General features: G+C 64.9%; 28 protein-coding genes and 1 tRNA gene. 15 read left to right on the top strand and 14 right to left on the bottom strand.

The annotated features are described in order from the left end of the window. Nucleotides 1–43 precede the first annotated feature (43 nt). On the bottom strand, nucleotides 44–511 hold the full coding sequence (locus GCT19_RS11000) for a universal stress protein (protein ID WP_013089294.1): 468 nt from the start codon (nucleotides 509–511) through the stop codon (nucleotides 44–46). 342 nt (nucleotides 512–853) lie between these two features. Between GCT19_RS11000 and nodI the strand changes: the two genes are divergently transcribed. Further along, nucleotides 854–1768, top strand: coding sequence for a nodulation factor ABC transporter ATP-binding protein NodI (gene nodI / locus GCT19_RS10995; protein ID WP_018432114.1), 915 nt, complete (start codon nucleotides 854–856; stop codon nucleotides 1766–1768). A 19-nt stretch (nucleotides 1769–1787) separates the two neighbouring features. Then, the gene (locus tag GCT19_RS10990) at nucleotides 1788–2615 is read left to right on the top strand and encodes an ABC transporter permease (RefSeq protein ID WP_013089292.1); all 828 of its coding nucleotides are present in this window, start codon (nucleotides 1788–1790) and stop codon (nucleotides 2613–2615) included. A gap of 47 nt (nucleotides 2616–2662) precedes the next feature. Here GCT19_RS10990 and GCT19_RS10985 read toward each other — a convergent pair whose 3' ends face one another. Both GCT19_RS10985 and GCT19_RS10980 read right to left on the bottom strand, forming a co-directional pair. Continuing rightward, entirely contained in the window at nucleotides 2663–3085 is a 423-nt protein-coding gene (locus GCT19_RS10985; protein ID WP_013089291.1) for a hypothetical protein, read from the bottom strand. 281 nt (nucleotides 3086–3366) lie between these two features. Then, on the bottom strand, nucleotides 3367–4350 hold the full coding sequence (locus tag GCT19_RS10980) for a LysR family transcriptional regulator (protein ID WP_018432116.1): 984 nt from the start codon (nucleotides 4348–4350) through the stop codon (nucleotides 3367–3369). 153 nt (nucleotides 4351–4503) lie between these two features. On the opposite strand from GCT19_RS10980, the gene GCT19_RS10975 reads away from it, so the two are divergent. Continuing rightward, nucleotides 4504–5928: a M20 family metallopeptidase gene (locus GCT19_RS10975; protein WP_152851925.1), complete on the top strand. Its 1425-nt coding sequence runs from the start codon at nucleotides 4504–4506 to the stop codon at nucleotides 5926–5928. A gap of 108 nt (nucleotides 5929–6036) precedes the next feature. Here the strand turns inward: GCT19_RS10975 and GCT19_RS10970 are convergent, their stop codons facing one another. Beyond that, on the bottom strand, nucleotides 6037–7089 hold the full coding sequence (locus GCT19_RS10970; protein WP_013089288.1) for an NADP(H)-dependent aldo-keto reductase: 1053 nt from the start codon (nucleotides 7087–7089) through the stop codon (nucleotides 6037–6039). Nucleotides 7090–7257: 168 nt separating this feature from the next. On the opposite strand from GCT19_RS10970, the gene GCT19_RS10965 reads away from it, so the two are divergent. The 6 genes from GCT19_RS10965 (at nucleotide 7258) to GCT19_RS10935 (ending at nucleotide 11009) form a co-directional block, all read left to right on the top strand. Further along, nucleotides 7258–7485, top strand: a complete 228-nt coding sequence (locus GCT19_RS10965; protein ID WP_152851923.1) for a DUF3820 family protein — start codon at nucleotides 7258–7260, stop codon at nucleotides 7483–7485. Nucleotides 7486–7733: 248 nt separating this feature from the next. Then, complete coding sequence (locus tag GCT19_RS10960; RefSeq protein ID WP_026228030.1) at nucleotides 7734–7979, top strand: hypothetical protein; 246 nt, start codon at nucleotides 7734–7736, stop codon at nucleotides 7977–7979. Between the two features lie 754 nt (nucleotides 7980–8733). Beyond that, complete coding sequence (locus GCT19_RS10950) at nucleotides 8734–9099, top strand: hypothetical protein (protein WP_321576785.1); 366 nt, start codon at nucleotides 8734–8736, stop codon at nucleotides 9097–9099. Between the two features lie 123 nt (nucleotides 9100–9222). After that, on the top strand, nucleotides 9223–10224 hold the full coding sequence (gene dusA, locus GCT19_RS10945) for a tRNA dihydrouridine(20/20a) synthase DusA (RefSeq protein WP_152851922.1): 1002 nt from the start codon (nucleotides 9223–9225) through the stop codon (nucleotides 10222–10224). Between the two features lie 89 nt (nucleotides 10225–10313). Continuing rightward, nucleotides 10314–10389, top strand: a tRNA-His gene (locus GCT19_RS10940). A gap of 350 nt (nucleotides 10390–10739) precedes the next feature. After that, nucleotides 10740–11009 (top strand): hypothetical protein, encoded by a 270-nt coding sequence (locus GCT19_RS10935; RefSeq protein ID WP_013089283.1) that lies wholly within the window; start codon nucleotides 10740–10742, stop codon nucleotides 11007–11009. A 154-nt stretch (nucleotides 11010–11163) separates the two neighbouring features. Here the strand turns inward: GCT19_RS10935 and GCT19_RS10930 are convergent, their stop codons facing one another. Together GCT19_RS10930 and GCT19_RS10925 are read right to left on the bottom strand one after the other, a co-directional pair. After that, the gene (locus GCT19_RS10930; RefSeq protein WP_013089282.1) at nucleotides 11164–11406 is read right to left on the bottom strand and encodes a DUF6566 family protein; all 243 of its coding nucleotides are present in this window, start codon (nucleotides 11404–11406) and stop codon (nucleotides 11164–11166) included. Between the two features lie 110 nt (nucleotides 11407–11516). After that, nucleotides 11517–11714, bottom strand: coding sequence for a hypothetical protein (locus GCT19_RS10925; RefSeq protein ID WP_013089281.1), 198 nt, complete (start codon nucleotides 11712–11714; stop codon nucleotides 11517–11519). Between the two features lie 158 nt (nucleotides 11715–11872). Between GCT19_RS10925 and GCT19_RS10920 the strand changes: the two genes are divergently transcribed. Beyond that, entirely contained in the window at nucleotides 11873–12133 is a 261-nt protein-coding gene (locus GCT19_RS10920) for a hypothetical protein (RefSeq protein ID WP_152851920.1), read from the top strand. 35 nt (nucleotides 12134–12168) lie between these two features. Here GCT19_RS10920 and GCT19_RS10915 read toward each other — a convergent pair whose 3' ends face one another. From GCT19_RS10915 to ssuD, 4 genes are all read right to left on the bottom strand, one after another. Continuing rightward, on the bottom strand, nucleotides 12169–12384 hold the full coding sequence (locus GCT19_RS10915; protein ID WP_152851919.1) for a TOBE domain-containing protein: 216 nt from the start codon (nucleotides 12382–12384) through the stop codon (nucleotides 12169–12171). A gap of 66 nt (nucleotides 12385–12450) precedes the next feature. Then, entirely contained in the window at nucleotides 12451–13476 is a 1026-nt protein-coding gene (locus GCT19_RS10910) for an ATP-binding cassette domain-containing protein (protein ID WP_152851917.1), read from the bottom strand. Beyond that, nucleotides 13473–14321 carry an aliphatic sulfonate ABC transporter permease SsuC gene (gene ssuC, locus GCT19_RS10905; RefSeq protein ID WP_013089278.1) on the bottom strand — a complete coding sequence of 283 codons (849 nt, stop codon included), beginning with the start codon at nucleotides 14319–14321 and terminating at the stop codon, nucleotides 13473–13475. Before ssuC ends, GCT19_RS10910 begins: the two co-directional genes overlap by 4 nt. 20 nt (nucleotides 14322–14341) lie before the next feature. Further along, a complete protein-coding gene (ssuD, locus tag GCT19_RS10900; RefSeq protein ID WP_013089277.1) occupies nucleotides 14342–15502 on the bottom strand; it encodes an FMNH2-dependent alkanesulfonate monooxygenase in 1161 nt (386 codons plus the stop codon). A 222-nt stretch (nucleotides 15503–15724) separates the two neighbouring features. On the opposite strand from ssuD, the gene GCT19_RS42685 reads away from it, so the two are divergent. Together GCT19_RS42685 and GCT19_RS10895 are read left to right on the top strand one after the other, a co-directional pair. Beyond that, nucleotides 15725–15865, top strand: a complete 141-nt coding sequence (locus GCT19_RS42685) for a hypothetical protein (protein ID WP_018432127.1) — start codon at nucleotides 15725–15727, stop codon at nucleotides 15863–15865. Between the two features lie 168 nt (nucleotides 15866–16033). Beyond that, nucleotides 16034–16459, top strand: a complete 426-nt coding sequence (locus tag GCT19_RS10895) for a hypothetical protein (RefSeq protein ID WP_018432128.1) — start codon at nucleotides 16034–16036, stop codon at nucleotides 16457–16459. Between the two features lie 75 nt (nucleotides 16460–16534). On the opposite strand, the gene GCT19_RS10890 is transcribed toward GCT19_RS10895, so the two are convergent. Together GCT19_RS10890 and GCT19_RS10885 are read right to left on the bottom strand one after the other, a co-directional pair. Further along, nucleotides 16535–17677: an enoyl-CoA hydratase/isomerase family protein gene (locus GCT19_RS10890; RefSeq protein WP_152851915.1), complete on the bottom strand. Its 1143-nt coding sequence runs from the start codon at nucleotides 17675–17677 to the stop codon at nucleotides 16535–16537. Between the two features lie 46 nt (nucleotides 17678–17723). Continuing rightward, nucleotides 17724–18560, bottom strand: a complete 837-nt coding sequence (locus GCT19_RS10885) for a TetR/AcrR family transcriptional regulator (protein WP_152851913.1) — start codon at nucleotides 18558–18560, stop codon at nucleotides 17724–17726. Nucleotides 18561–18665: 105 nt separating this feature from the next. Here GCT19_RS10885 and GCT19_RS10880 point away from each other — a divergent pair, with 105 nt between their 5' ends. Continuing rightward, nucleotides 18666–19640 carry an NAD-dependent epimerase/dehydratase family protein gene (locus GCT19_RS10880; protein ID WP_152851911.1) on the top strand — a complete coding sequence of 325 codons (975 nt, stop codon included), beginning with the start codon at nucleotides 18666–18668 and terminating at the stop codon, nucleotides 19638–19640. Nucleotides 19641–19682: 42 nt separating this feature from the next. Here GCT19_RS10880 and GCT19_RS10875 read toward each other — a convergent pair whose 3' ends face one another. Next, the gene (locus GCT19_RS10875) at nucleotides 19683–19967 is read right to left on the bottom strand and encodes a DUF1488 family protein (RefSeq protein ID WP_013089272.1); all 285 of its coding nucleotides are present in this window, start codon (nucleotides 19965–19967) and stop codon (nucleotides 19683–19685) included. A gap of 198 nt (nucleotides 19968–20165) precedes the next feature. Then, a complete protein-coding gene (locus GCT19_RS10870; protein ID WP_152851910.1) occupies nucleotides 20166–20453 on the bottom strand; it encodes a hypothetical protein in 288 nt (95 codons plus the stop codon). A gap of 286 nt (nucleotides 20454–20739) precedes the next feature. Here GCT19_RS10870 and GCT19_RS10865 point away from each other — a divergent pair, with 286 nt between their 5' ends. Both GCT19_RS10865 and GCT19_RS10860 read left to right on the top strand, forming a co-directional pair. Further along, nucleotides 20740–20931 carry a hypothetical protein gene (locus tag GCT19_RS10865; protein ID WP_152851908.1) on the top strand — a complete coding sequence of 64 codons (192 nt, stop codon included), beginning with the start codon at nucleotides 20740–20742 and terminating at the stop codon, nucleotides 20929–20931. 80 nt (nucleotides 20932–21011) lie between these two features. Further along, nucleotides 21012–21401, top strand: coding sequence for a hypothetical protein (locus GCT19_RS10860; protein WP_152851906.1), 390 nt, complete (start codon nucleotides 21012–21014; stop codon nucleotides 21399–21401). Nucleotides 21402–21427 lie beyond the last annotated feature (26 nt).

The raw sequence follows: 21427 nt of genomic DNA, 5'->3' as shown, positions 1-21427 counted from the left end.
CGGGCTGGCCATTGCGGCCAGCCGCGTGACAGGGTTGTGCGAATTACGCCGCAGCCGCCTGCTGCTGCTCCTGCGCCGACGAGCACGCCACCAGAATGCTGCACGACACGCGGTCCAGCAGCGGCGTATTGCCCGCTCCCATCCACCACCGCGACAAACCAGTCCGGCAGCGATGACCCACCACCACGAGGTCGACGTGCAACTCGTTGGCAAGATTGGCGATCTCGTCGATCGGATGACCGAACGCGAAATGCCCCTGCGCGTTCACGCCTCGCTCGGTCAGCCAGTTCACGCCCTCCTGCAGAATCTCGCGGGCCGTTTTTTCGAAACTTCCGCACGCTACATCGGTCAATAAGCCCGCGCTTTGCGCGATGCTGGAACGCATGTCGACGACCGACAGCAGATGCGTTTCCGCCTTCAGGTCCAATGCCAGATCGGCGCCGCAACGCAGGGCTTTGCGGCCTTCGCGCGAGCCGTCGTAGCACAACAGGATTTTCTGGTAGCTCGCCATCTGTCTTCTCCCATTCGCGCGGAAAGCGCGGTCTGAATCAATCATGGTGCGCCGCAATTCGGCTTGCAAGGGATGGAAAACGCTAAGTGCATAGTCGGTGCGTGCTGAAGCCGTCTGCACAAGCGTTGGGCCACCTGAGGCAGTATTCGCACACGTTTGCGGCACCGCAAAACTTCGTATGCGAACGCATCGCAGCCCACGCATTATGCGTTCCAGGACCCCCGCTCGCATCAGTGGCCGATGCCCTAGAATAAGCGGCCTCACGTGCGAAATGCGTGCGTCGCAGGTATGTTGTGTGTCTTGCGCGTACGTTATGCCTTCCTTCGGAGCCTCGCTCGAGTCATGCCCGCCGCCCCCATCGAATTCCATCAGGTCAGGAAAAGCTACGGCGAAAAAACCGTCGTCGACGGATTGTCGTTTCATGTAAACACCGGCGAATGCTTCGGACTGCTCGGCCCCAACGGCGCAGGCAAGACCACGACGCTGCGCATGCTGCTCGGCATCGCGGCCCCCGACGCCGGCGCGATCCGCCTATGCGGCGAGTCGATCCCGGGCCGCGCGCGCCTCGCGCGCTCGCGCGTGGGCGTGGTGCCGCAGTTCGACAACCTCGATCCCGATTTCACCGTGCGCGAGAATCTGCTCGTGTTCGGCCGCTATTTCGGCCTGAGCGCCGCCCAGTGTCGCGCGGCCGTTCCGGGTCTGCTCGAATTCGCCCGCCTCGAGAACAAGGCGGACGCGCGCGTGAGCGAACTGTCCGGCGGCATGAAGCGGCGCCTCACGCTCGCGCGCGCGCTGATCAACGATCCCGACGTGCTGATCATGGACGAGCCGACCACCGGTCTCGACCCGCAGGCGCGCCATCTGATCTGGGAGCGGCTGCGCTCGCTGCTCGCGCGCGGCAAGACCATCCTGCTGACCACGCACTTCATGGAAGAAGCCGAACGACTTTGTCATCGACTGTGCGTGATCGAGGAAGGACGCAAGATCGCCGAAGGTGCGCCGCGCGAGCTGATCGAGTCCGAGATCGGCTGCGACGTGATCGAGATCTACGGTCCCGATCCGTTTGCATTGCGCGACGAACTCGCCCCGCTCGCCGAGCGCACCGAGATCAGCGGCGAGACCCTGTTCTGTTACGTGAATGACGCGCAGCCCGTGCATATGCGCCTGAAGCAGCGCGCGGATCTGCGCTATCTGCATCGGCCGGCGAATCTCGAGGATGTATTTCTGCGGCTCACGGGCCGCGAAATGCAGGACTGAACCCGCAGCGAGACACTTGATGGACGCACGCACCTACGAAACCCAAGAAGGCACGCCATCGGCGCAAGAGCCGTTCGGCGCCTTCCCCGCCAACGCCACGAACTGGATCGCGGTGTGGCGCCGCAACTATCTGGTGTGGAAGAAGCTCGCGATCGCGTCGATGTTCGGCAACCTCGCCGATCCGATGATCTATCTGTTCGGCCTCGGCCTCGGGCTCGGGCTAATGGTCGGGCACGTCGACGGCGTGTCGTATATCTCGTTCCTCGCGGCGGGCACGGTGGCGTCGAGCGTGATGATGTCGGCGAGCTTCGAGTCGATGTATTCGGGCTTTTCGCGCATGCACGTGCAGCGCACGTGGGAGGCGATCATGCATACGCCGCTCACGCTCGGCGATATCGTGCTCGGCGAGGTGGTGTGGGCCGCCAGCAAATCGGTGTTGTCTGGGGTGGCGATCATGCTTGTAGCGGGCGCGCTCGGCTATGCGAGTTTTCCGTCGATGCTGCTCGCGCTGCCGGTCATCGTGCTGGCCGGTCTCGCGTTCGCGAGCCTCGCGATGATCGTGACGGCGCTCGCGCCGTCGTACGACTTTTTCATGTTCTATCAGACACTCGTGCTCACGCCGATGCTGTTGCTCTCCGGCGTGTTCTTTCCGATCTCGCAACTGCCCGGCGCCGCGCAAGCGGTGACCGCCGCGCTGCCGCTCGCCAACGCGGTCGATCTGATGCGCCCGGCGATGCTCGGCCGGCCGATGGAGCACGCGGCGCTGCATGTGAGCGTGCTGGCCGCTTATGCGGTCGGCGGCTTTATCGTGTCGGCGATCCTGTTTCGGCGCCGCATGATGAAGTAAGCCGAGCGCGCGGGGCGGCGCGATGCGCGTTTGCTATCGTCGCGCGCTCAGTCCTCGTCATCGGTCCACGGAATGTCGACGTCGGAGATGAACGCGACCGTCGCGAATGGGCCGCCCTCGTGACGCCCGATCTTGCCATCGGCGCGCTGCCACTCGACGCGGAACACGGTGGCCGGATCGTCCGCGATCAGCCGCACCGTGCGCAATTCGTCGGGATCGGCATCCTCGACCGGACCGTCGAGCGAGATCAGCAGCGCCTGCGGCCATAGACCATCGGCGGGATCGTAGATCTTGTCGCCGTCGTGAATCAGTGTGAAGGCTTCCACGCCGATGGTCGCCGACGCATCGACGATCATCTTGGCGAGCGCACGCAACAGCGCGGTCGCTCTCGCCGAGTTTGCCTGGCGGATCGCGAGATCACCGCGCGTGAGCGCCTGCTCGAGTTTCGGATTGGTTTTCTGTTGCGCCATGGATGTGTTGGTCCTATCGCTCTGTTGTGGGCAACGCGCCATCGGGTCGACGCGCCGCGTTTCTTTTTGGGTCCATCTGTTGCCGCCTGGGTGCATTGCAGCATCGCGGGCTGCGCGGCCGGTCCGCGCTTCGACCGCCATTGTTGTGCCGTTTCCCCCGATCGTGGCGCGCACCATCAGGGCCGTTTTCTGAGGGCCGTCTTTGCCGTCCACCACAGTTTAGGTCGTGATTCGGATTCCGGGAGAACATTTGCCGCTTATTGCGTGGCATGTGTCGCATTTCATGCATCGGCTCGCGGGCGCCGCGGCGCGCGCTTGCCGCGCCCGCGGTCCGTCTTCGACGCCTGCGCCCCGGCCGGCTTCGGACCCTCGATCCGCGCGATCAGATGGTCGCGAAACGCCCGCACCGACGGCGGCAACTCGCGCCCCGCCATCGTCTGTACCTGGATGCTGCGCTGGCGCATCTGCGGGTCGGTCAGCGGAATCACGACGAAGCCGTCGTCGGCATAGCGGTCGCGCACCGACAGCAGCCCCGTGAACATGATCGCGCCGGACTTCTGCGCATAGCGATAACTCGCGCCGCTGTTGTTGCAGATCAGGTCCGGCTCGAGCAGGATGCCTTCGAGCGCGCATGTGATGTCGATCAATTGACGAAGCGTGGTGCCGGCCTCCGACAACACCAGCGGATAACGGCTCACCTCGGCGAGCGACAGCTTCGCGCGCGCCGCGAGCGGATGATCGGCGCGCACCAGCACGAACACCGGCGCGGGTTCGGTGTGCTCGACCTTGACGCCTTTCTCCGGCGCGAGGCTGAACGACAACGCAATGTCGACGTCACCGTCGCGCACATGGCGGGTCGCGTCGGCCGGCGACATCACGGTCAGTGTGAAATCGATGCCGGGGTGCTCGGCGCGGAAATCCGCGATCGCCGCGGGCAGGAAGTCGACCGCGAAGCCCTCGGCGGTCGCGATCTTGATCCGACTGCCGTGCAGGCTCGCGAGACCGCTGAGCTCCTTCATCACGTGTTCGGCTTCGAGCAGGCTGCGTTGCGCATACGCAAGCAGCCGCTCGCCGGCCTCGGACAGCGCCATGCCGCGCGGACGCCGCTCGAACAGCGTGACGCCGAGTTCGCTCTCGAGCCGCGCGATCTGCCGGCTGAGCGCCGATACCGCGACATGCAGCCGTTCGGACGCGTCGCTCAGCGAGCCGCTGCGCGCGACTTCGACGAAATATCGCAGCGCGATGCCATGCAGTGAACGTGCCATTCGGGACGCCTCGATTGAATCAGTTGCAACGGTGCGGTAACGCTTTGCCTTTCCGGCAACGCAAGCTTCGAAACATGATCATTGTGACAAAAACGGCACGCTTCTAGAATCGGTCGCAGCGCCCCACCCATCCCCCGCATTGGAGACACCGACATGAGCCGCAACCAGGCCATCGAGCTTGCCACCCGGCACTTCGAATCCGGCGCTTTTCTCGCCGACCTGAACCGCCGCGTCGGCATTCGCACCGAAAGCCAGGAAAGCGATCGCGGCGCGCTGCTGCTGTCTTATCTGAGCGACGAAATCCAGCCCGCAGCGGAGCACCTCGGCTTCAGCACGCGCATCGTCGATAACCCGGTGGACGGCTTCGGTCCGTTCCTGATCGCCAAGCGTCACGAAGGCGATCATCTGCCGACCGTGCTGATCTACGGCCACGGCGACGTCGTGCGCGGCTACGACAGCCAGTGGCGCGCGCCGCTGACGCCGTGGGCGGTGACCGTCGAAGGCGAGCGCTGGTTCGGTCGCGGCACCGCCGACAACAAAGGCCAGCACTCGATTAACCTCGCCGCGCTCGCGTGCACGCTCGCCGCGCGCGATGGCAAACTGGGCTTCAACACGAAGCTGCTGATCGAAATGGGCGAGGAAACGGGCTCGCCGGGGCTCGATGCGATCTGCCGCGCGCACCGCGACGAACTCGCCGCCGACGTGCTGATCGCCTCCGACGGCCCGCGTCTCGCCGCGCGTCGTCCGACCGTATTTCTCGGCTCGCGGGGCGCGGTCAACTTCAGGCTGTCGCTGAACCTGCGCGACGGCGCGCATCACTCCGGCAACTGGGGCGGCCTGCTGCGCAATCCGGCGACGGTGCTCGCCAACGCGCTCGCGAGTCTCGTCGATGCGCGCGGCGTGATCGCGGTCGATGGTCTGCGCCCGCCGCCGATCCCCGAGGCCGTGCGCCGCGCGCTTGCCGACATCACGGTGGGCGACGGTCCGGGCGACCCCACCGTCGACGACGACTGGGGCGAGCCGGGTCTTTCCGCGCCCGAGCGCGTGTTCGGCTGGAACAGCTTCGAAGTGCTGGCCTTCAAGGCGGGCAATCCGGAGAACCCGGTCAACGCGATTCCGCCGTCGGCGTTCGCGGTCTGCCAGTTGCGCTTCGTGGTCGGCACCGATTGGGAAAATCTCGGCAAGCATCTGCGCGCGCATCTCGATGCGCACGGCTTTGAGCTGGTCGAACTCGACGTCGAACGCGGCGCGCCAGCCACGCGGCTCGATCCGGACGATCCGTGGGTCAGCTGGGCGCTCGCGTCGCTCGAAGCGACCACGGGCAAGAAGACCGCGCTGCTGCCGAATCTCGGCGGCACGCTGCCGAACGAGGTATTTGCCGACACGCTCGGTCTACCGACGATCTGGGTGCCGCATTCTTATCCGGCCTGCTCTCAGCATGCGCCGAACGAGCACCTTCTAGGCCCGGTGGTGCGCGAAGGCCTGCAGATGATGGCGGGACTGTTCTGGGATCTCGGCGAGAATTCGCCGCTTGCGGCGAAGCGCGAGACGGTGGATGCGGCAAAGGCCGCGAGTTGAGTTCGGCTAGCGCCGATTGATTCGTTGTGCCTGCCGCGGCCGGCCCCGGCATTCGACCGGGGCCACCGCGGCAAGCGGGTCGCGCTTACATCGACATCGACACCGGCATCAAGGCGCCGGATTCGGCTGCAGCTCGTGCAGCCTGTCGATTTCCGCAAGCACTTCGGGCGACAGCTTCACGTCCGCGCTGGCGATGTTTTCCTTCAACTGCTCGAGCGACGTCGCGCCGATCAGATTGCTGGTCACGAACGGCCGGCTATTGACGAACGCGAGCGCGAATTGCGCGGGCGACATGCCGTGGCGCTTCGCGAGCTCGACATAACGCGTGGTCGCCTGCACCGCTTGCGGCTTGCTGTAGCGCGCGAAGCGCTCGAACAGCGTAATGCGTGCGCCGGCCGGACGCGCGCCGCCTTCGTACTTGCCCGACAGCCAGCCGAACGCGAGCGGCGAATACGCGAGCAGACCGATGTTGTCGCGATGCGCGTACTCTGACAGACCCGCTTCGTACGTGCGGTTCAACAGGCTGTACGGATTCTGGATGCTGACGATGCGCGGCAGGCCGAGCTTTTCGGCCGCGCGCAGAAACTGCGCGACACCCCACGGCGTTTCGTTCGACACGCCGACATGGCGCACCTTGCCAGCCTTCACGAATTCGGCGAGCACCGTCAGCGTTTCCTCGATCGGCACAGTGTACGCGTCGTCGACCCATGGATACGACGCACGGCCGAACGTCATCGTGCTGCGATCGGGCCAGTGCAACTGATACAGATCGACGTAATCCGTTTGCAGACGTTTGAGGCTGTCGTTGAGCGCCTCGGTCAGGTTCTTGCGGTCGAACTGATTGCCTTCACCGCGAATATGACGCGGATTGTGCGGCTGACGCGCGGGGCCCGCGATCTTGGTGGCGAGCACGATCTTCTCGCGCGCGCTCTTGTGCTGCGCGAGCCACGTGCCGATGTAGCGCTCCGTCGAACCCTGCGTTTCGGCGCGCGGCGGCACCGGATACATTTCGGCGGTGTCGATCAGGTTCACGCCGTGATCGAGCGCATAGTCGATCTGCGCGTGCGCTTCCTGCTCGGTGTTCTGCTCGCCCCACGTCATCGTGCCGAGACCAATCAGGCTGACCTGCACGTCGGAGTCGCCGAGTCTGCGGTATTCCATCTAACTTGTCCTGTTGAAGAGGTGAACGGAAAGCGCAGACGTTACCACGCCGGCGCATTACCTGCAGCAAGGCTAGAATGCGGAGCCATGCGTTGCAGCGCGCCGCCTGGCGAGTTGCGCAGTACATGCTTGCGCTCAAGAGGCGCGCTTCATCACGACTCAGTTGCCATGAATCACGAACACCTCGAATTGCTGGTCACGCGCGTGATGCCCTACGGGAAATATAAAGGCCGCGTGATTGCCGACCTCCCCGGCCACTATTTGAACTGGTTCGCGAGCCAGGGCTTTCCGCCCGGCGAGATCGGCCGTTTGCTCGCGTTGATGCACGAGATCGATCACAACGGGTTGAAACCGCTGCTCGATCCTTTGCGCAAACTGAAGCCCACCGAGCGTTGAAACCGTCTCCGTGAAAGCGTTGCCAAGCCCGCTGAAAGTCGCGGCGAAGGCAAGCTGCAAGCAATGTCGGGCAGTCCGAATTCATACAGGTTTTTTCCTTGCGGATCGCGTTTGCATCGCCTTTAATCGGCATAGGTCGTCGCGCTGTGGGACGTCGATAGTGAAGCGGTTCAGTCATCGTTCTCTGAACTGTTTCGATGTGTTCCGGCGCCGTGCGATCCCCCGCCTTCGTGACTGCCTGTATGTCCATGTCGCAATTCAACCTGTCCGCATTGCTCGACTTCATCGGCCACGATCTGTCGCCGGTGCGCGCGGTCATCCTGTTCTTCGTGATCGGCTACGTCGTGGTCGGCCTACCCGTGCATTTCCGCCAGGGCGCGGCATCGCGCGACGTGTGGGGCACGGCCGCCGGCGTGACGATGGCGGCGATCTACGTGGCCTTCATTGCCGGCGTCTACCCGTGGCTGCATCACGTGTCGGTGATCGGGCATTGAGCGTCGGTCGCCGCCAGCTCGGCGCCGAGACCTTCCCATAGCGGTTCGACAATTCGCGTCGCGGCTGCCAGCGCCCGACGAATGTTCGCATCGAAATCGTCGACCAGTGCCTCGTACTGGATTTCGAGCCTCGCGCCCCCGCCAGTGTCCCATCAACGCGCGCGGTGAATCGCGCGCGGATACGCTCCGTGCGCTTCGTGCGCTTCGTCGAAACGACCGTGCGCCTGCAAGCAGTTGCCCATGTTGTTACTCGAACCGTCGGCTCGCGGATTCAGGCGCACCGCTTCGCGATAGGCGTCGACTGCAGCCTCGATAGGGATCGGCGTTGCGTGGATCGCGCGATATCGCTTCGCCCTCGGCGCGCCATTGCTCGGCTGTGTTCGATTGAGGGTTGAGCTTCCTTGACGGCGGTAAATCGCTTGTGCGCACTGGCGAAAGGCTGGCGCAACGGCAGGCAGAAGCGCGGATTGCCACGCAGGCAAGCGCATCGCTTGCGACTCAAAAGACGAATCGTCCGACGGAAGTTAGCAGCGGTGCGCTGCAGTCGCGTTTCGGACCGTTGACGAAGTGTTACCGCAGCGCCGTCCGGTAATGCGCGGGAACATTGGCGCAAAGGTCGAGCCTCGCGGCAACGGCTCGCATGGTCGAAGCCCCGAGCGCGCGGCGCCGCGCCGACGCCGGTAACGCTCGGACACAAACACGGCTGAACTCCGTTGCGCGCGGTTTTTCTGAGGTTTACGTGAAGGAGAAAATCGTGACCAGGCTCATTGCATCGATGACGCTGCTAACGGCCGTGGCAGCGAGCATCACTGGATGCGTCGTCGCGCCGCCAGCGGACTATGGCTACGCAGAACCCTATTATCCCTACGCGTACGGACCGCCTTACTACGGACCGGTGTACGGCTCGGTGGGTATCTACGGCGGTTTTGGCGGGCCGTGCTGCTATTACGGACATGGGTATTGGCATGGGCGCGGCGGATGGCATGGCGGTGGTTGGCACGGCGGTCACGGCGGATGGCATGGCGGGGACGGCGGATGGCACGGCGGCGGATTCGGCGGCATGCATGGCGGCGGCAGCGCGTGGAGCCGTGGTGGCGGGATGGGGGGACATGGACACTGAGACATTGAGCCTCGACGAACCGGTGCCCGCCTCCGTTGCGACAGTGACACGGCTTCAGCGCGCCCGGCGGTTTCTGGCCTTGCGGTAAAATTATTGTTTTGATTCAAGCCGCTTGGCCGTTCCATGTCATTACCCCGCACTTCCAGCCCCCGCCGCGTGTCCGTCGCTCCGATGATGGATTGGACGGATCGCCATTGCCGCTCGCTGCATCGAATGATTTCGCGCCATACGTGGCTTTATACGGAAATGGTGACGACCGGTGCGCTGCTGCACGGCGACGTGCCGCGCCATCTCGCGTTCACGCCCGACGAAGCGCCGGTCGCGCTGCAACTCGGCGGCAGCGAGCCCGACGATCTCGCGCGTTCGGCAAAGCTCGGCGAGCAATGGGGCTATGACGAAATCAATCTGAATTGCGGCTGCCCGTCCGAGCGCGTGCAACGCGGCGCGTTCGGCGCGTGCCTGATGAACGAGCCGAAACTAGTCGCCGATTGCGTGAAGGCGATGCGCGACGTCGTCTCGGTGCCAGTCACGGTCAAGCACCGCATCGGCGTGGATACGGTCGAGGAATATGGCTTCGTCCGCGATTTCGTCGGCACGATCGCGGAAGCCGGCTGCGAGGTGTTCATCGTTCATGCGCGCAACGCGATCCTGAAGGGCTTGAGCCCGAAGGAAAACCGCGAGATTCCACCGCTCAAGTACGACTACGCGTATCAGCTGAAACGCGATTTTCCGCAGTTGGAGATCATCATCAATGGCGGCATCAAGACGCTCGACGAAGTCGACACGCACCTTCAGCACGTCGACGGCGTGATGCTCGGGCGCGAGGCGTATCACAACCCCTACGTGCTCGCCGATGTCGACGCGCGCTTCTATGGGTCGACGCAGGCGCCGCTGACGCGCGATCAGGTCGAAGCGAAACTGATCGAGTATTGCGCGACCGAAATGGCGCGCGGCACCTATCTCGGCGCGATCACGCGCCATGCGCTCGGGCTCTATCGCGGTGAGGCGGGCGCGCGCGGTTGGCGTCGAGTTTTGTCCGACAGCAAGCGGCTTGCAGCCCGCGATCTGACCATCTTCGACGAAGCGAGACAGCATCTGCGGGAGCCTCTCGAAATTTTTGAATAAAGGACTAGGCAAACCCAAATCTAGTCCCTATAATCTCGTTTCTTCGTCGGCGAGACAGGTTTTTAAAGCAAGTCAAGCGGATGTTAGTGGTGGCTGTAGCTCAGTTGGTAGAGTCCAGGATTGTGATTCCTGTCGTCGTGGGTTCGAGTCCCATCAGCCACCCCAAAGAATTCAAGCGAACGGCGTTGTGAGCAATCACAACGCCGTTTTCGTTTTGCCGCCAGCCTTCTGCGTTCTCCATGACGAACGTGCGGTCTTCCGCCCCGCACCGCCCCTTCCCACCTTCTGCCGATCTTCAAAAACCGCTTGGCCAACAGGGCCGGATCACCGGTCTGGCTTGCCGCGCTTACGTCTGAACGATTGTTTCTTCGTCGGGAATAGTAATTTCAGATTATCGGCACAAATTCTCGATAGTAGGGGTATACACTGCCTTCCATCGACGTTGCAGACACCTGGTTCACTGGCTCCTGCAACATCTTCCTGAAATGCAGTCGAAACGTTATCGGAGTCCTACCATGAAGACCAAGTTTATCGCCGCCCTGCTGGTTGCCGCTTCCGCCTCGATCGCCGCTCCCGCTTTCGCAAGCGGCTATGGTCCGGCGCCGTACTATCGCCCGTCGGTTGGCGCGCCGGCTTCGCAACAAGGCCAGAATGCGCAGACCGTCGCTGCTGAACGCGCCAACGCGCAATCGAATGCGTACGGTGGCGTGAATAGCGTGTCGACCCAATCGGGCTCGCGTAGCGAACCCAAGTCGGGCCCGCAATCGGTGTACTTCGGCCACTAAGCCGCCAGCAGTTGCAGTACCGTTAGATCCGCTGCCTCCGAAGGCAGCGATCAAACTGGGCGCCGCGCATGCAGTATCGATGCCGGCGCCCAGTTGCGTTTGCGCCGGCTGTAGTACGCCTGGCACCCTTCCTTCGCGACACGGCTATCCGCCTCTAACTCGCCAGCCCCGCATCGATCAACTCACGCGCCGCGCTAAAAGCCGCCTCCGCAGCCGCATGCTCGGTGGACCACAAGGTATCGATATGCACGAGCTGCCAGTCGACCACCGTCGAATCGTCGCGCAGCACCCGAAAATGCGCCTTGACGCCGGTCAGCACCTGTTCGACCGCCACCTCGATGTCGTAGTCGCCATAGCGCGCCTGGTAGTCGCCCATGTCGACGCCCTTCGGCTCCATGTTCGTCTCCGTGGTTTCGCCGATCGCGGGCAAGCGAACGCGCGCGCCTTAGCCGCGACGCGCCGCCTCGCTCTTCACCCCGGCCCTGCGGCCGGTCACCGACCAGCGGATCAGTTGCAGTCGCCCGAAAGATACTGTCGGCCGTTGCAGTTGATTTCGACCCCACCGCTGCCCGCTTCGGCAACGAGGTCGCATGCCAGCAACTCCGCCGCGACGGACTGCGCGACTTCGGGCGCCGTCTGTCCGACGCCGACGTCGTTCAGACGCCGCAACGCTTCGACCGCTTCGGGACTCAAGGACTTCGACATGGCCGTCTCCGTCGGAATGCTCGATTCATCGTAGCAAGTTTCATCGGCGGATGCAGGCGTGCGCGCCAGCCGCGGCCCCCGGAACACCGTCTGCTACTAGTGAATCGTGCACACAGCCGCGTGTCTACAGACGACGCGCGACATCGAAGGAGAACGACATGAAGCGAGGCAATTGGGCCACGTTGACCGCCACTGCCGCAGCGCTGGCGGCGCTGCTCGCGAGCGGCGCGAGCGCCGTCGCGCAAACGGCATCCAGCGCGCCGCCGGACAGCCATGCGCCGATGGCCAAACCGCCCGAGGCGGCATCGGGCGCCGGCGGTTCGAGCAACCCGGACAACATGCCGATCAAGCGACCGACGAAGCCAACCAACGACCACATGTCGCACGAGCCGCCGGCAAGCGGCGCAAACGCGAAGTAGCCGCTGCGCACGCCGCTCGCACTAGCGGAACGTCATCAAAGCCGCGCAATCGACACTTCGGTCGACTTCACGAGCGCGACCACCTCCGAGCCGACTGTCAGTTCGAGTTCGTCGACCGAGCGAGTCGTGATCACCGATGTGACGATGCCGAACGGCGTCTCCACGTCGACTTCGGACACCACCGAGCCGCGGATGATTTCCTTGACCTTGCCTTTGAACTGATTGCGTACGTTGATGGCGGAAATGCTCATTTCAGATAACTCCACAGAAGCGGTTGATAACGGAATGGATCGGATGGGATCGATTTGCTGGAAAGCTCAGACGGCCCAGCGCACGTCGGTTGGCCGCGTCAGACGGCCCGCTTCCGGCAGGCCGTACGGGTCATAAGGCTCGTACGCGCGATGCGCGAGCGTGTCGTCGTTCGGGGCGTTTTTCAGCACGCGTTGCAGCACGTGGTCTTCGAGCGCCGCGAAGCCCGCCGACGCCCGCGCGCGCGGACGCGCAAGCGCGACCGGCTGATCGAGCGCGATGCGGCCGTCCTCGATCAGCAGAATCCGGTCGCCGAGCGCGACGGCTTCGTGCACATCGTGCGTGACGAGTAGCGCGGTGAAGCGATGCTCGCGCCACAGCCTTTCGATCAGCGTGTGCATTTCGATGCGCGTCAACGCATCGAGCGCGCCGAGCGGCTCGTCGAGCAGCAGCAATTGCGGACGATGCACGAGCGCCCGCGCGAGCGCGACGCGCTGCCGCTGACCGCCCGAGAGTTGCGCGGGCCAGTCGTTCGCGCGTTCGAGCAGACCGACTTCGGCGAGCACCGCGCGCGCATCGTCGCGCGCGCCTCGGCCACGGCCGAGGCCGAGCATCACGTTCTGCAGCACGCTTTTCCACGGCAGCAGACGCGCATCCTGAAACATGATGCGGGTGTCGAGCGGACCGCCATTGCCGGCGCGTTTTTCGAGCACGCCCGAACTGGCTTCTTCGAGACCTGCGACGAGCCGCAGCAGCGTCGACTTGCCGCAGCCGCTGCGACCGACGATCGCGACGAAGCTGCCCCGCTCGATCGACAGATCGAAGCCCGACAGCACCTCGCGCTCGCCATAGCGTTTGCCGACGCTGCGCAATTGCACCGCGTAGTCGCTGGCGGGGCGCGCGTCGCTGCGGCTCAGGGCGGGAGCGACTTGCAAGCCGGGTTGCGAGCCGTGGCGCGCGGCGGCCACCCCATCCCGCTCGATCTCCGCGGCCTCGTCCGCGTCGTGATCCGCAAGCCGCGGCTGCGCGAGTTCGGTCTCGAGGTCGCTGCCGGCGATACCGCCGAATGTCGTCGATAACGTCGTTGCGCTCATGCTTTTGCTCCCCGCTGATAGGCCGGATGCCAGCGCAGCGACAGGCGCTCGAGGCTTTTCGCGAGCATGTCGGCGAGCTTGCCGAGCGCCGCATACAGCAGAATGCCGACCACGACCACATCGGTTTGCAGGAATTCGCGCGCGTTCATCGTCATATAGCCAATGCCCGATTGCGCGGAAATAGTCTCGGCGACGATCAGCGTGACCCACATCAGCCCGAACGCGAAGCGCACGCCGACCAGAATCGACGGCAGCGCGCCCGGCAGGATCACGTGGCGGTACAGCGCGAAGCCTTTGACGCCATAACTGCGCGCCATCTCGATCAGGTTCGCATCGACGGAGCGGATGCCGTGGAACGTGTTCACATAGACCGGGAAGAACACGCCGAGCGCGACGAGGAACACCTTCGCTTGTTCCTCGATGCCGAACCACAGGATCACGAGCGGAATCATCGCGAGCGCGGGGATGTTGCGGATCATCTGCACGGTGGAATCGAGCACGATTTCAGCGGGCTTGAACAAACCCGTCGCCAGTCCGAGCACGAGACCGATGCCGCCGCCGATCGCGAAGCCCGACACCGCGCGCCACGTGCTGACCTTCACGTCGGCCCACATTTCGCCGGACTGGATCAGCGACCAGGCGGCCTTGACGACCGCGAACGGCTCGGGCAGCACGCGTGTCGACAGCGCGCCGCTGCGCGCGGCGATTTCCCATGCGAGCAGGATCGCGACAGGCGCGAGCCACGGCACCAGGTGCGCGCCGAACCGGCGCAACGCGGCCGCGCGCGCGTTGGACGCGGGCTGCGGGGTTGCCCCCGTGGCCGCGCTCAAAGCAGTGTCACTCATGTGGCTTTTCTCCTTACCGGTCAGCTCGCGCTCGCCGCCTTCGGCAGATCGCTAGTACCGACGATTTCGCCGAACGGTCCCGACAACGGCCCGTTGGCAACCTTGCTGAAGCGTTGCGGCAGCAGCGGAAACACGAGTTCGGCGAACCGGTAGGATTCTTCGAGATGCGGATAGCCGGACAGGATGAACGTCTCGATGCCGAGCGCCGCATACTCCTTCATACGCGCGGCCACCTGCTCCGGACTGCCGACCAGCGCGGTGCCCGCGCCGCCGCGCACGAGCCCGACGCCCGCCCACAGATTCGGATAGACCTCGAGCTGTTCGCGCCCGCCGCGCTTGCCACCGTGCAGCGCGGCCATGCGGCGCTGGCCTTCCGAATCCATCTTCGCGAACGACGCCTGCGCACGCGCGACTGTGTCGTCGTCGAGCTTGCTGATCAGCTTGTCGGCGGCGGCCCACGCTTCTTCCTCGGTCTCGCGCACGATCACGTGCAGGCGGATACCGAAGCGGATCTGCCGGCCGCGCGCCGCGGCGCGTGCGCGAATGTCGGCGATCTTCTTCGCGACCGCTTCGGGCGGCTCGCCCCACGTCAGATAGGTGTCGATGTGCTCGGCCGCGATATCGTGCGCGGCCGCCGACGAGCCGCCGAACCACAGCGGCGGATGCGGGTTCTGCACCGGCGGATACAGCGCCTTGCCGCCCTTCGATTGCAGATGCTTGCCGTCGAAATCGATCGCTTCATTGGTGTGCGACGCCGCGAGCAGCTTGCGCCAGATATGCAGGAATTCGTCGGTGATTTCGTAGCGGGTGTCGTGATCGACGAACACGCCGTCGCCGGCCAGTTCGGCCGCGTCGCCGCCTGTCACCACGTTGATCAGCAGGCGCCCGTTCGACAGCCGGTCGAACGTCGCCGCCATGCGCGCGGCGAGTCCCGGCGACGACAGCCCCGGGCGAATCGCGACGAGGAACTTGAGCCGCTGCGTCGCGGGAATCAGGCTCGACGCGACCACCCAGGCGTCCTCGCACGAGCGGCCGGTCGGCAGCAGCACGCCTTCGTAGCCGAGCGTGTCGGCGGCGACGGCGATCTGCCGGAAGTAGTCGTAATCGGCTGCGCGTGCGCCTTGGGACGTACCGAGATAGCGGCTGTCGCCGTGAGTCGGAATGAACCAGAACACATTCATGTTGTTGCTCCTGCCTGTTCTTGAATGAAAACGGTGGGCGCGAGCGCCGGCCGCACGCATCGAGCCGGCAACCGGCAAGGCGCTGCGACGTGTAAAAGGATTAAGAAACGGACGGTGGACTCAGACCACCGACAGCCGCGTCAATGCGATGAAGGCTCTGCGCCTGGCGGGCGGCACCGCGAACACAACCGCGCGCGGGCCCTACGGCAACGGAGATTCGGCATGAGGCTCGACATTGCGACGGTTTTCCTCGACCAACGTGCGCGTGATGCGCCCGATTCAACGGATGACGGCGACACCCGCGCCGTCTGCATGAGGAAACAGTCTATGGAGCGGTCCGCGGCTTTTGAACGATTTTTTTGAGCTTAGGAATTCCGCTTTCGTGATTAGCCCGGCGCTACCGCATACGGTTGTTGCGCTTTACACACGCGGCCCCGGCCGCCACACCCCGATCGATATAATGGCGCTCGTTTCCAATCACCTGGTACAGGCCTTGCGATCCGCGCCGCCTGTACGTTGCCGGTGCAATGCATGCACAAAATAATTCTGCCGTTCATCGCCGGTTTTCTGGCTTCTTTGTTCTTTCGCGAATCGACGCTGGCGCTGATGCATGCCGCCGGCATGATCGACCCCACCGGTTTTTCGACCGCGCCGTTTTTGCCGCTCGGCCTGCCTGAGTTCATCGCGAACGCAATCTGGAGCGCGTGCTGGGCCGTGCTGATGGCCTGGCTGCTGCGCATCGCGCCGCATCGGCACGCGCCGTGGGTACCGGCGTTCGTGTTCGGCGGCATCGTGCTGACGGCGGCGAGCGTGTTCGTCGTCGATCCGCTGCGCGGCATCTGGCCGAGCGGCAACATGCTGCCGCGCCTCGCGGTGGGCTTCGCGGCGAATGCAATGTGGGGCTGGGGCGCGCTCGTGTTCATGCGCGCGTTCATGGCGAGCGAGGCCGAGGAATAAGCGCGTCGCGCGTGAATTCGCGCAACGCGACGATTTTCGCGGGCGGGTTAGCGAGGCGGCGCGTTCAGTGCGCGTTCACCCGTGCAGCGCGCCTAACGGGTGTTCGTCCGCCGGCCACGGACTGTCGAACATCTTCTCCACATCGGCCTGGTTGACGTCCTCGATGCGCGCGAAACGCCAGCGCGGCGCGTTGTCCTTGTCGATGATGCGCGCGCGAATGCCTTCCACCGTATCGCCAAGCAGGAAGCTCGAGCGTGTCAGATCGAGATCGACACGCAGCACGTCGGCCATCGACCCTTCCGCGCGCGTGACCACTTCGAGCGAGACCGCCATCGACAGCGGCGAGCGCTCGCGCAGCACCGCGATCGTCCGCTCGGCCCACTCCGCCTCCGCCGCGTTGCCGCCGCGCTCGCGTTCCCGTTCGAGCGACACGAGTATCCGCGCGACGTCGGGCAGCGCGAAATGCCGGTCGATCAACGTCCGTGCCTTCGCGAGTGCGCTCTCGTCGGGCCGCGGGGCGACCTGATACGCGCGCGTCTCGCGCTCGACGCACGCAACCACATCCGCGCCGCGCTCGAACGGTTCGCGGCTCAGCGTATCGACGAGCGCAGGCAACGCCGCGTCGTCGATGTAGACATCGGCGAGGCCCGCGTACAACGCGTCAGCCGCGCCGATCGTCTCGCCAGTCACCGCCAGATAGCGGCCGATCGCGCCGGGCGTGCGCGCGAGAAACCAGCTCGCGCCGACGTCGGGAAACAGGCCGATGCGCGTTTCGGGCATCGCCATCTTCGTCGACTGCGTGACGACTCGCAGGCCGCCGGTGCGATGCGCGGCCTGCGAAATACCCATGCCGCCACCCATCACGATGCCGTTCATCAACGCGATATACGGCTTGGGATACACGAAGATCGCGTGATTGAGGCGGTATTCCTCGCTGAAGAACGTATCGCGTGCCTCCTGGTCGCCGCGTTGCGCCGCCTCGTACATGAAGCGGATGTCGCCGCCCGCGCAGAACGCGCGCTCATGCCGACTGCGCACGACGACGGCCAGCACCTCGGGGGCCTCGCGCCACTGGTCGAGCGCCGCGTGGATCGCGCGGATCATGCCGGTCGACAGCGCATTCAGCGCTTTCGGCCGTTCCAGTTCGATGAAACCGATGCGGTTGGTTACGTGGGTCGCGATTTCGTCGCTAGTGGCGGGCGAGGCGGACGTTGACATGGAGAACTGGGCGCGGCGGCGCGGGTTGACGTGGAACTGAACGTTATCACGGGCCTGCCGCTTTGCGTTTGGTGGCGCGCTCGGGGGCCGGGTCCGCGGATTCGGCAGGCTCGGCGTGGCGCCGCGCGACGGTTTTCTTGCCGCGCACTGCGGCGCTATTCGATGCGCCCGCTGGCACGGCCTGCGGCGCGCCTAGCCAAGCATCGAGCGTTACGCCGACGAGCGTCTCGAGCGGCGCACTCGGAAATACCGGACACGTCAGGTTCAGCGCGACGATGCCATGCAGACTCGCCCACAACGCCTCGGCCCACACGGCCGACTCCATCGATGCGACCGACGCCGACAGGCGCCCCGCTGCTCGCAACTTGTCGAGCGCGTCGATCATGATGTGCAGCGCGGCGTCGCCGGGGTCGTCGTCGGCACTGTCGCGGGACGCGGTTGAACTACTGGTCCCGGCGTTCGCGCTCGAGTCATCCGCACTACCGCCGTCTTTGCCAGCGGCGGCCGCCGCACCACCGAGCGCCGCGCCGGTATAGCTCGGGTCCTCCATGAAAATCAGCCGGTACGTTTCCGGATGCTCGACGCCAAACGCGACGTACGCGCGCCCGAGCGCCCTCAGCCGTTCGGCGGGGTCCGCGATCCGCACGAGCGGCACGAAGGTCGCGAGCAACTGCGCGTAACCCTCCTCGCACAAGGCCCGCGCAATGTCGTCGCGACTCGCGAAATGCAGATACAACGTGGCGGGCGAATATTCGATCGCGTCGGCGATCTTGCGCATCGACAACGCGGCAAAGCCTTCGCGCACGACGATGCGCCGCGCGGCATCGAGGATGCGTTCGCGCAGCGCCTGTTTCTGGCGGTGTTTTCGTTCGGCGATTCCCATGAGTCGCAATTTTCAGGTTGACAAACTGAAAAGTCAATTTAAACTGAACAGCGTTTACTGAACGATGTTTAGTAAATTTTCATCAGTCAAATTGAAGGAGTCGTCATGCAAGCCACGGGAAAGGTCGGTTTATTCGGTGCCGCGGGCGCGGCGGGTCAAAGCATTGCCGCGGCGCTTGCTGCGGCGGGCCGCGATTATCGGGTGGTCGGCCGCTCGCGCGAGGCATTGCAACGGACCTTCGGTGATGACCCGCACGCGGAAATCGTCACGTGGAATCCCGACGACCCTGCCTCGATCCGCGCCGCTGCCGCCGGTCTGCAGACCGTGATCTATCTCGTCGGCGTGCCCTACGACCAGTTCGCCCAGCACCCGCCGTTGATGGAGAAAGCGCTGGCGGGCGTGACGGCCGCCGGCGTCGAGCGCTTCATTCTGATCGGCACTGTGTATCCGTATGGCCGCGCGCGCGGTAACCCGATCCGCGAAGATCATCCGCGCGAGCCGCACACCTTCAAGGGCCGCATGCGGCTCGAACAGGAAAAGCTCGTACTGGCCGCGCATGGCCAGAAAGGTCTCGAGACGCTGGTATTGCGGCTGCCTGATTTCTACGGACCGGGGGTTGAACGCAGCCTGTTGCACGGTGTCTTCGTTGGCGCAGCTACCGGTAAGCGCGCGCAGGTGCTTGGTCCCATCGACGTGCCGCACGAATTTATCTTCCTGCCGGATGTCGGCCCCGTGGTCGAACGACTGACGCGCACGCCCGAGGCATACGGCCGCTGGTGGCATCTCGGGGGCGCCGGCACGATCACGCAGCGCGAAGTGGCGCGCGAGGCCTTCGCGCTCGCCGGCCGCGAGCCGAAGCTGATGGTGGCGGGCAAGGGCATGCTGCGCGTGCTCGGGCTATTCAATCCGCTGATGCGCGAACTGGTCGAGATGAACTATCTGCTGACCGAGCCGGTCGTGCTCGACGATTCGGCGCTGGCAACGTTGATCGGGCCGCTCAGCAAGACGCCGTATCAGGAAGGGATCAGGCGGTGCTTCGAAGCCGCACGCGAGGCAGTGCCGGCGCACAGCGTGAATTAGCGGCAACGCGTTGGCGATGCGTTGGTGGAAGGACAGTTCCGCTCAGCCTGCCATCTGCCCCGGCGGAAAATGACCGCTCTTGAGTAGCACGGGCGTGCCGTTGCTGATCTGCAAATGCTCACGCGCAACGGCCTCGATGCGCGGCCGGCCCGCATCGAACGCGCGCAGCCAGCCGTCGAGGTCCTCGCTGTAAGCGCCGAAGTGATCCTCGAGCGCTTCCACCGAGATCGCGCACGGCACCGGCTCCCCGTCCACCAGCGCGGAAAACACGACGGTCAGGTTGGAGTCGCGGTACGCAGGCGCGTCTTCGGGAAAACGGATTTCCATGGTCGCCTCGTCAAAAGGTGGCGGCGGGAACGTAGCACGCGCGGAAGGCCGCTATGCGCCGCCGATCCTTGCGGGTCCCGCTATGGTACTCGCGCCGCCGGATCACGGTCCAGCGTGCGCGGGCGCCAGCTTCAAGGTATCGCGCGCTACATTGGCGAGCGCTTCGGCCGGCCGTTCGCACGAGAATCGCCGACACGCTCACTGCCCGTCCAGCAATCGGTCGACATACTCGCGGGCCGCCCGTTCGACGAACGCGAGCGCCTCCTCTTCGCTGCTAAAGCGTTGCCGGTCGCCGAGTTCGAGCAACGTTTCCATCCGATGCGGATCGTCCGGGCCGGCTTCGGCGAGGCTGACCGAGCCGACGTAAGTACCATCCGCTTTGGCGTGCGCGTCGCCCGCGGCGCCCGACGTGCCGCCTCCCGGCACGAGGCGCGCGGCGGCGCTGATGTAATAGCCGCGATAAGGGCCACTGACCCGTTCAGCCATCTTCGTCCTCCTGTTGCGGTTGCGGAGCCGGCGCCGGTCGCGACGGCGCCGCCTTGATGCTTCAGCATGCGGCGCGCCGCTGCACCGGAGGTGTGGGGGCAGCGCGCCCTATTACGATAAGGCGCGTTGCAGCGCGATAAGTTCTGCTCGCGAGACACCCACTCGCCCCGCACCGCAGTCGCGCCGCACGCCAGCCACGCGCGCTGATCGATCGGCCCGGATCGGCATGCTCCATGCTGTCGAACGGTAGTTGTGGCGACGCCATTTCGAGGCCAGCGAGCGCAATATGGGAAAATATTTTCTGCAGAATCACGAACTGCCCGAGCCGGATGCGGCGAACCGCTGGTTTGAGTACGCCGGCGGTCACGGCATCGACATCCCAAAAGCGATCAGCATCTGGGAAGATGCGGCCACTGAAGAAGGCGCGGAAGCCCGGCGGCTCGTCAGCGCGGCGGGGATCACCGTCGAAACGATCTGAGCCGTGGCGCGCGCTCTTGCGTTCCGCAGCGGCCGACCCGGCCCGGCACACCCTCTATCTGAATGAAAGGACACAACACGATGCAATTCACGACGCAACCGCGGCGCGCCGGCCGATTCCACCGCCTCCGATCCAGCGCCGCGTTTGCCCTCGTGCGTCGCGCGTCGCTGTCGGCGGCATTGCCCGCCGCGCTGCTGCTCGCCGCGGGACTGGGCGGCTGCGCGTCGTCGAACACGACCACGCTGATCAATCTGCCGAACGGCCAGACCGGCTTCGCGGTCAACTGCAGCGGCGCCGACGCCGGCTCGAGCTGGGCCTCGTGCTACGTGCAAGCGGGTAAGGCGTGCGGCGCGACCGGCTACGACATCGTGTCGAAGGATAACGACGAAGGCGGCACGGCCGGCGGCAGCGTCACGAACGTGGCGTCGGCGAATGTGAAAGGCCGCTCGATGATCGTGCGCTGCAAATAAGCCGATTTACGTTCCTGGCGGCAATC

Origin of the sequence: Paraburkholderia atlantica, assembly GCF_009362785.1 — a bacterium.
In the GTDB taxonomy this organism is placed as follows: domain Bacteria; phylum Pseudomonadota; class Gammaproteobacteria; order Burkholderiales; family Burkholderiaceae; genus Paraburkholderia; species Paraburkholderia atlantica.
The sequence above is the reverse complement of the archived record's forward strand: the minus strand, read 5'-3'. Positions and strand labels throughout refer to the sequence as shown.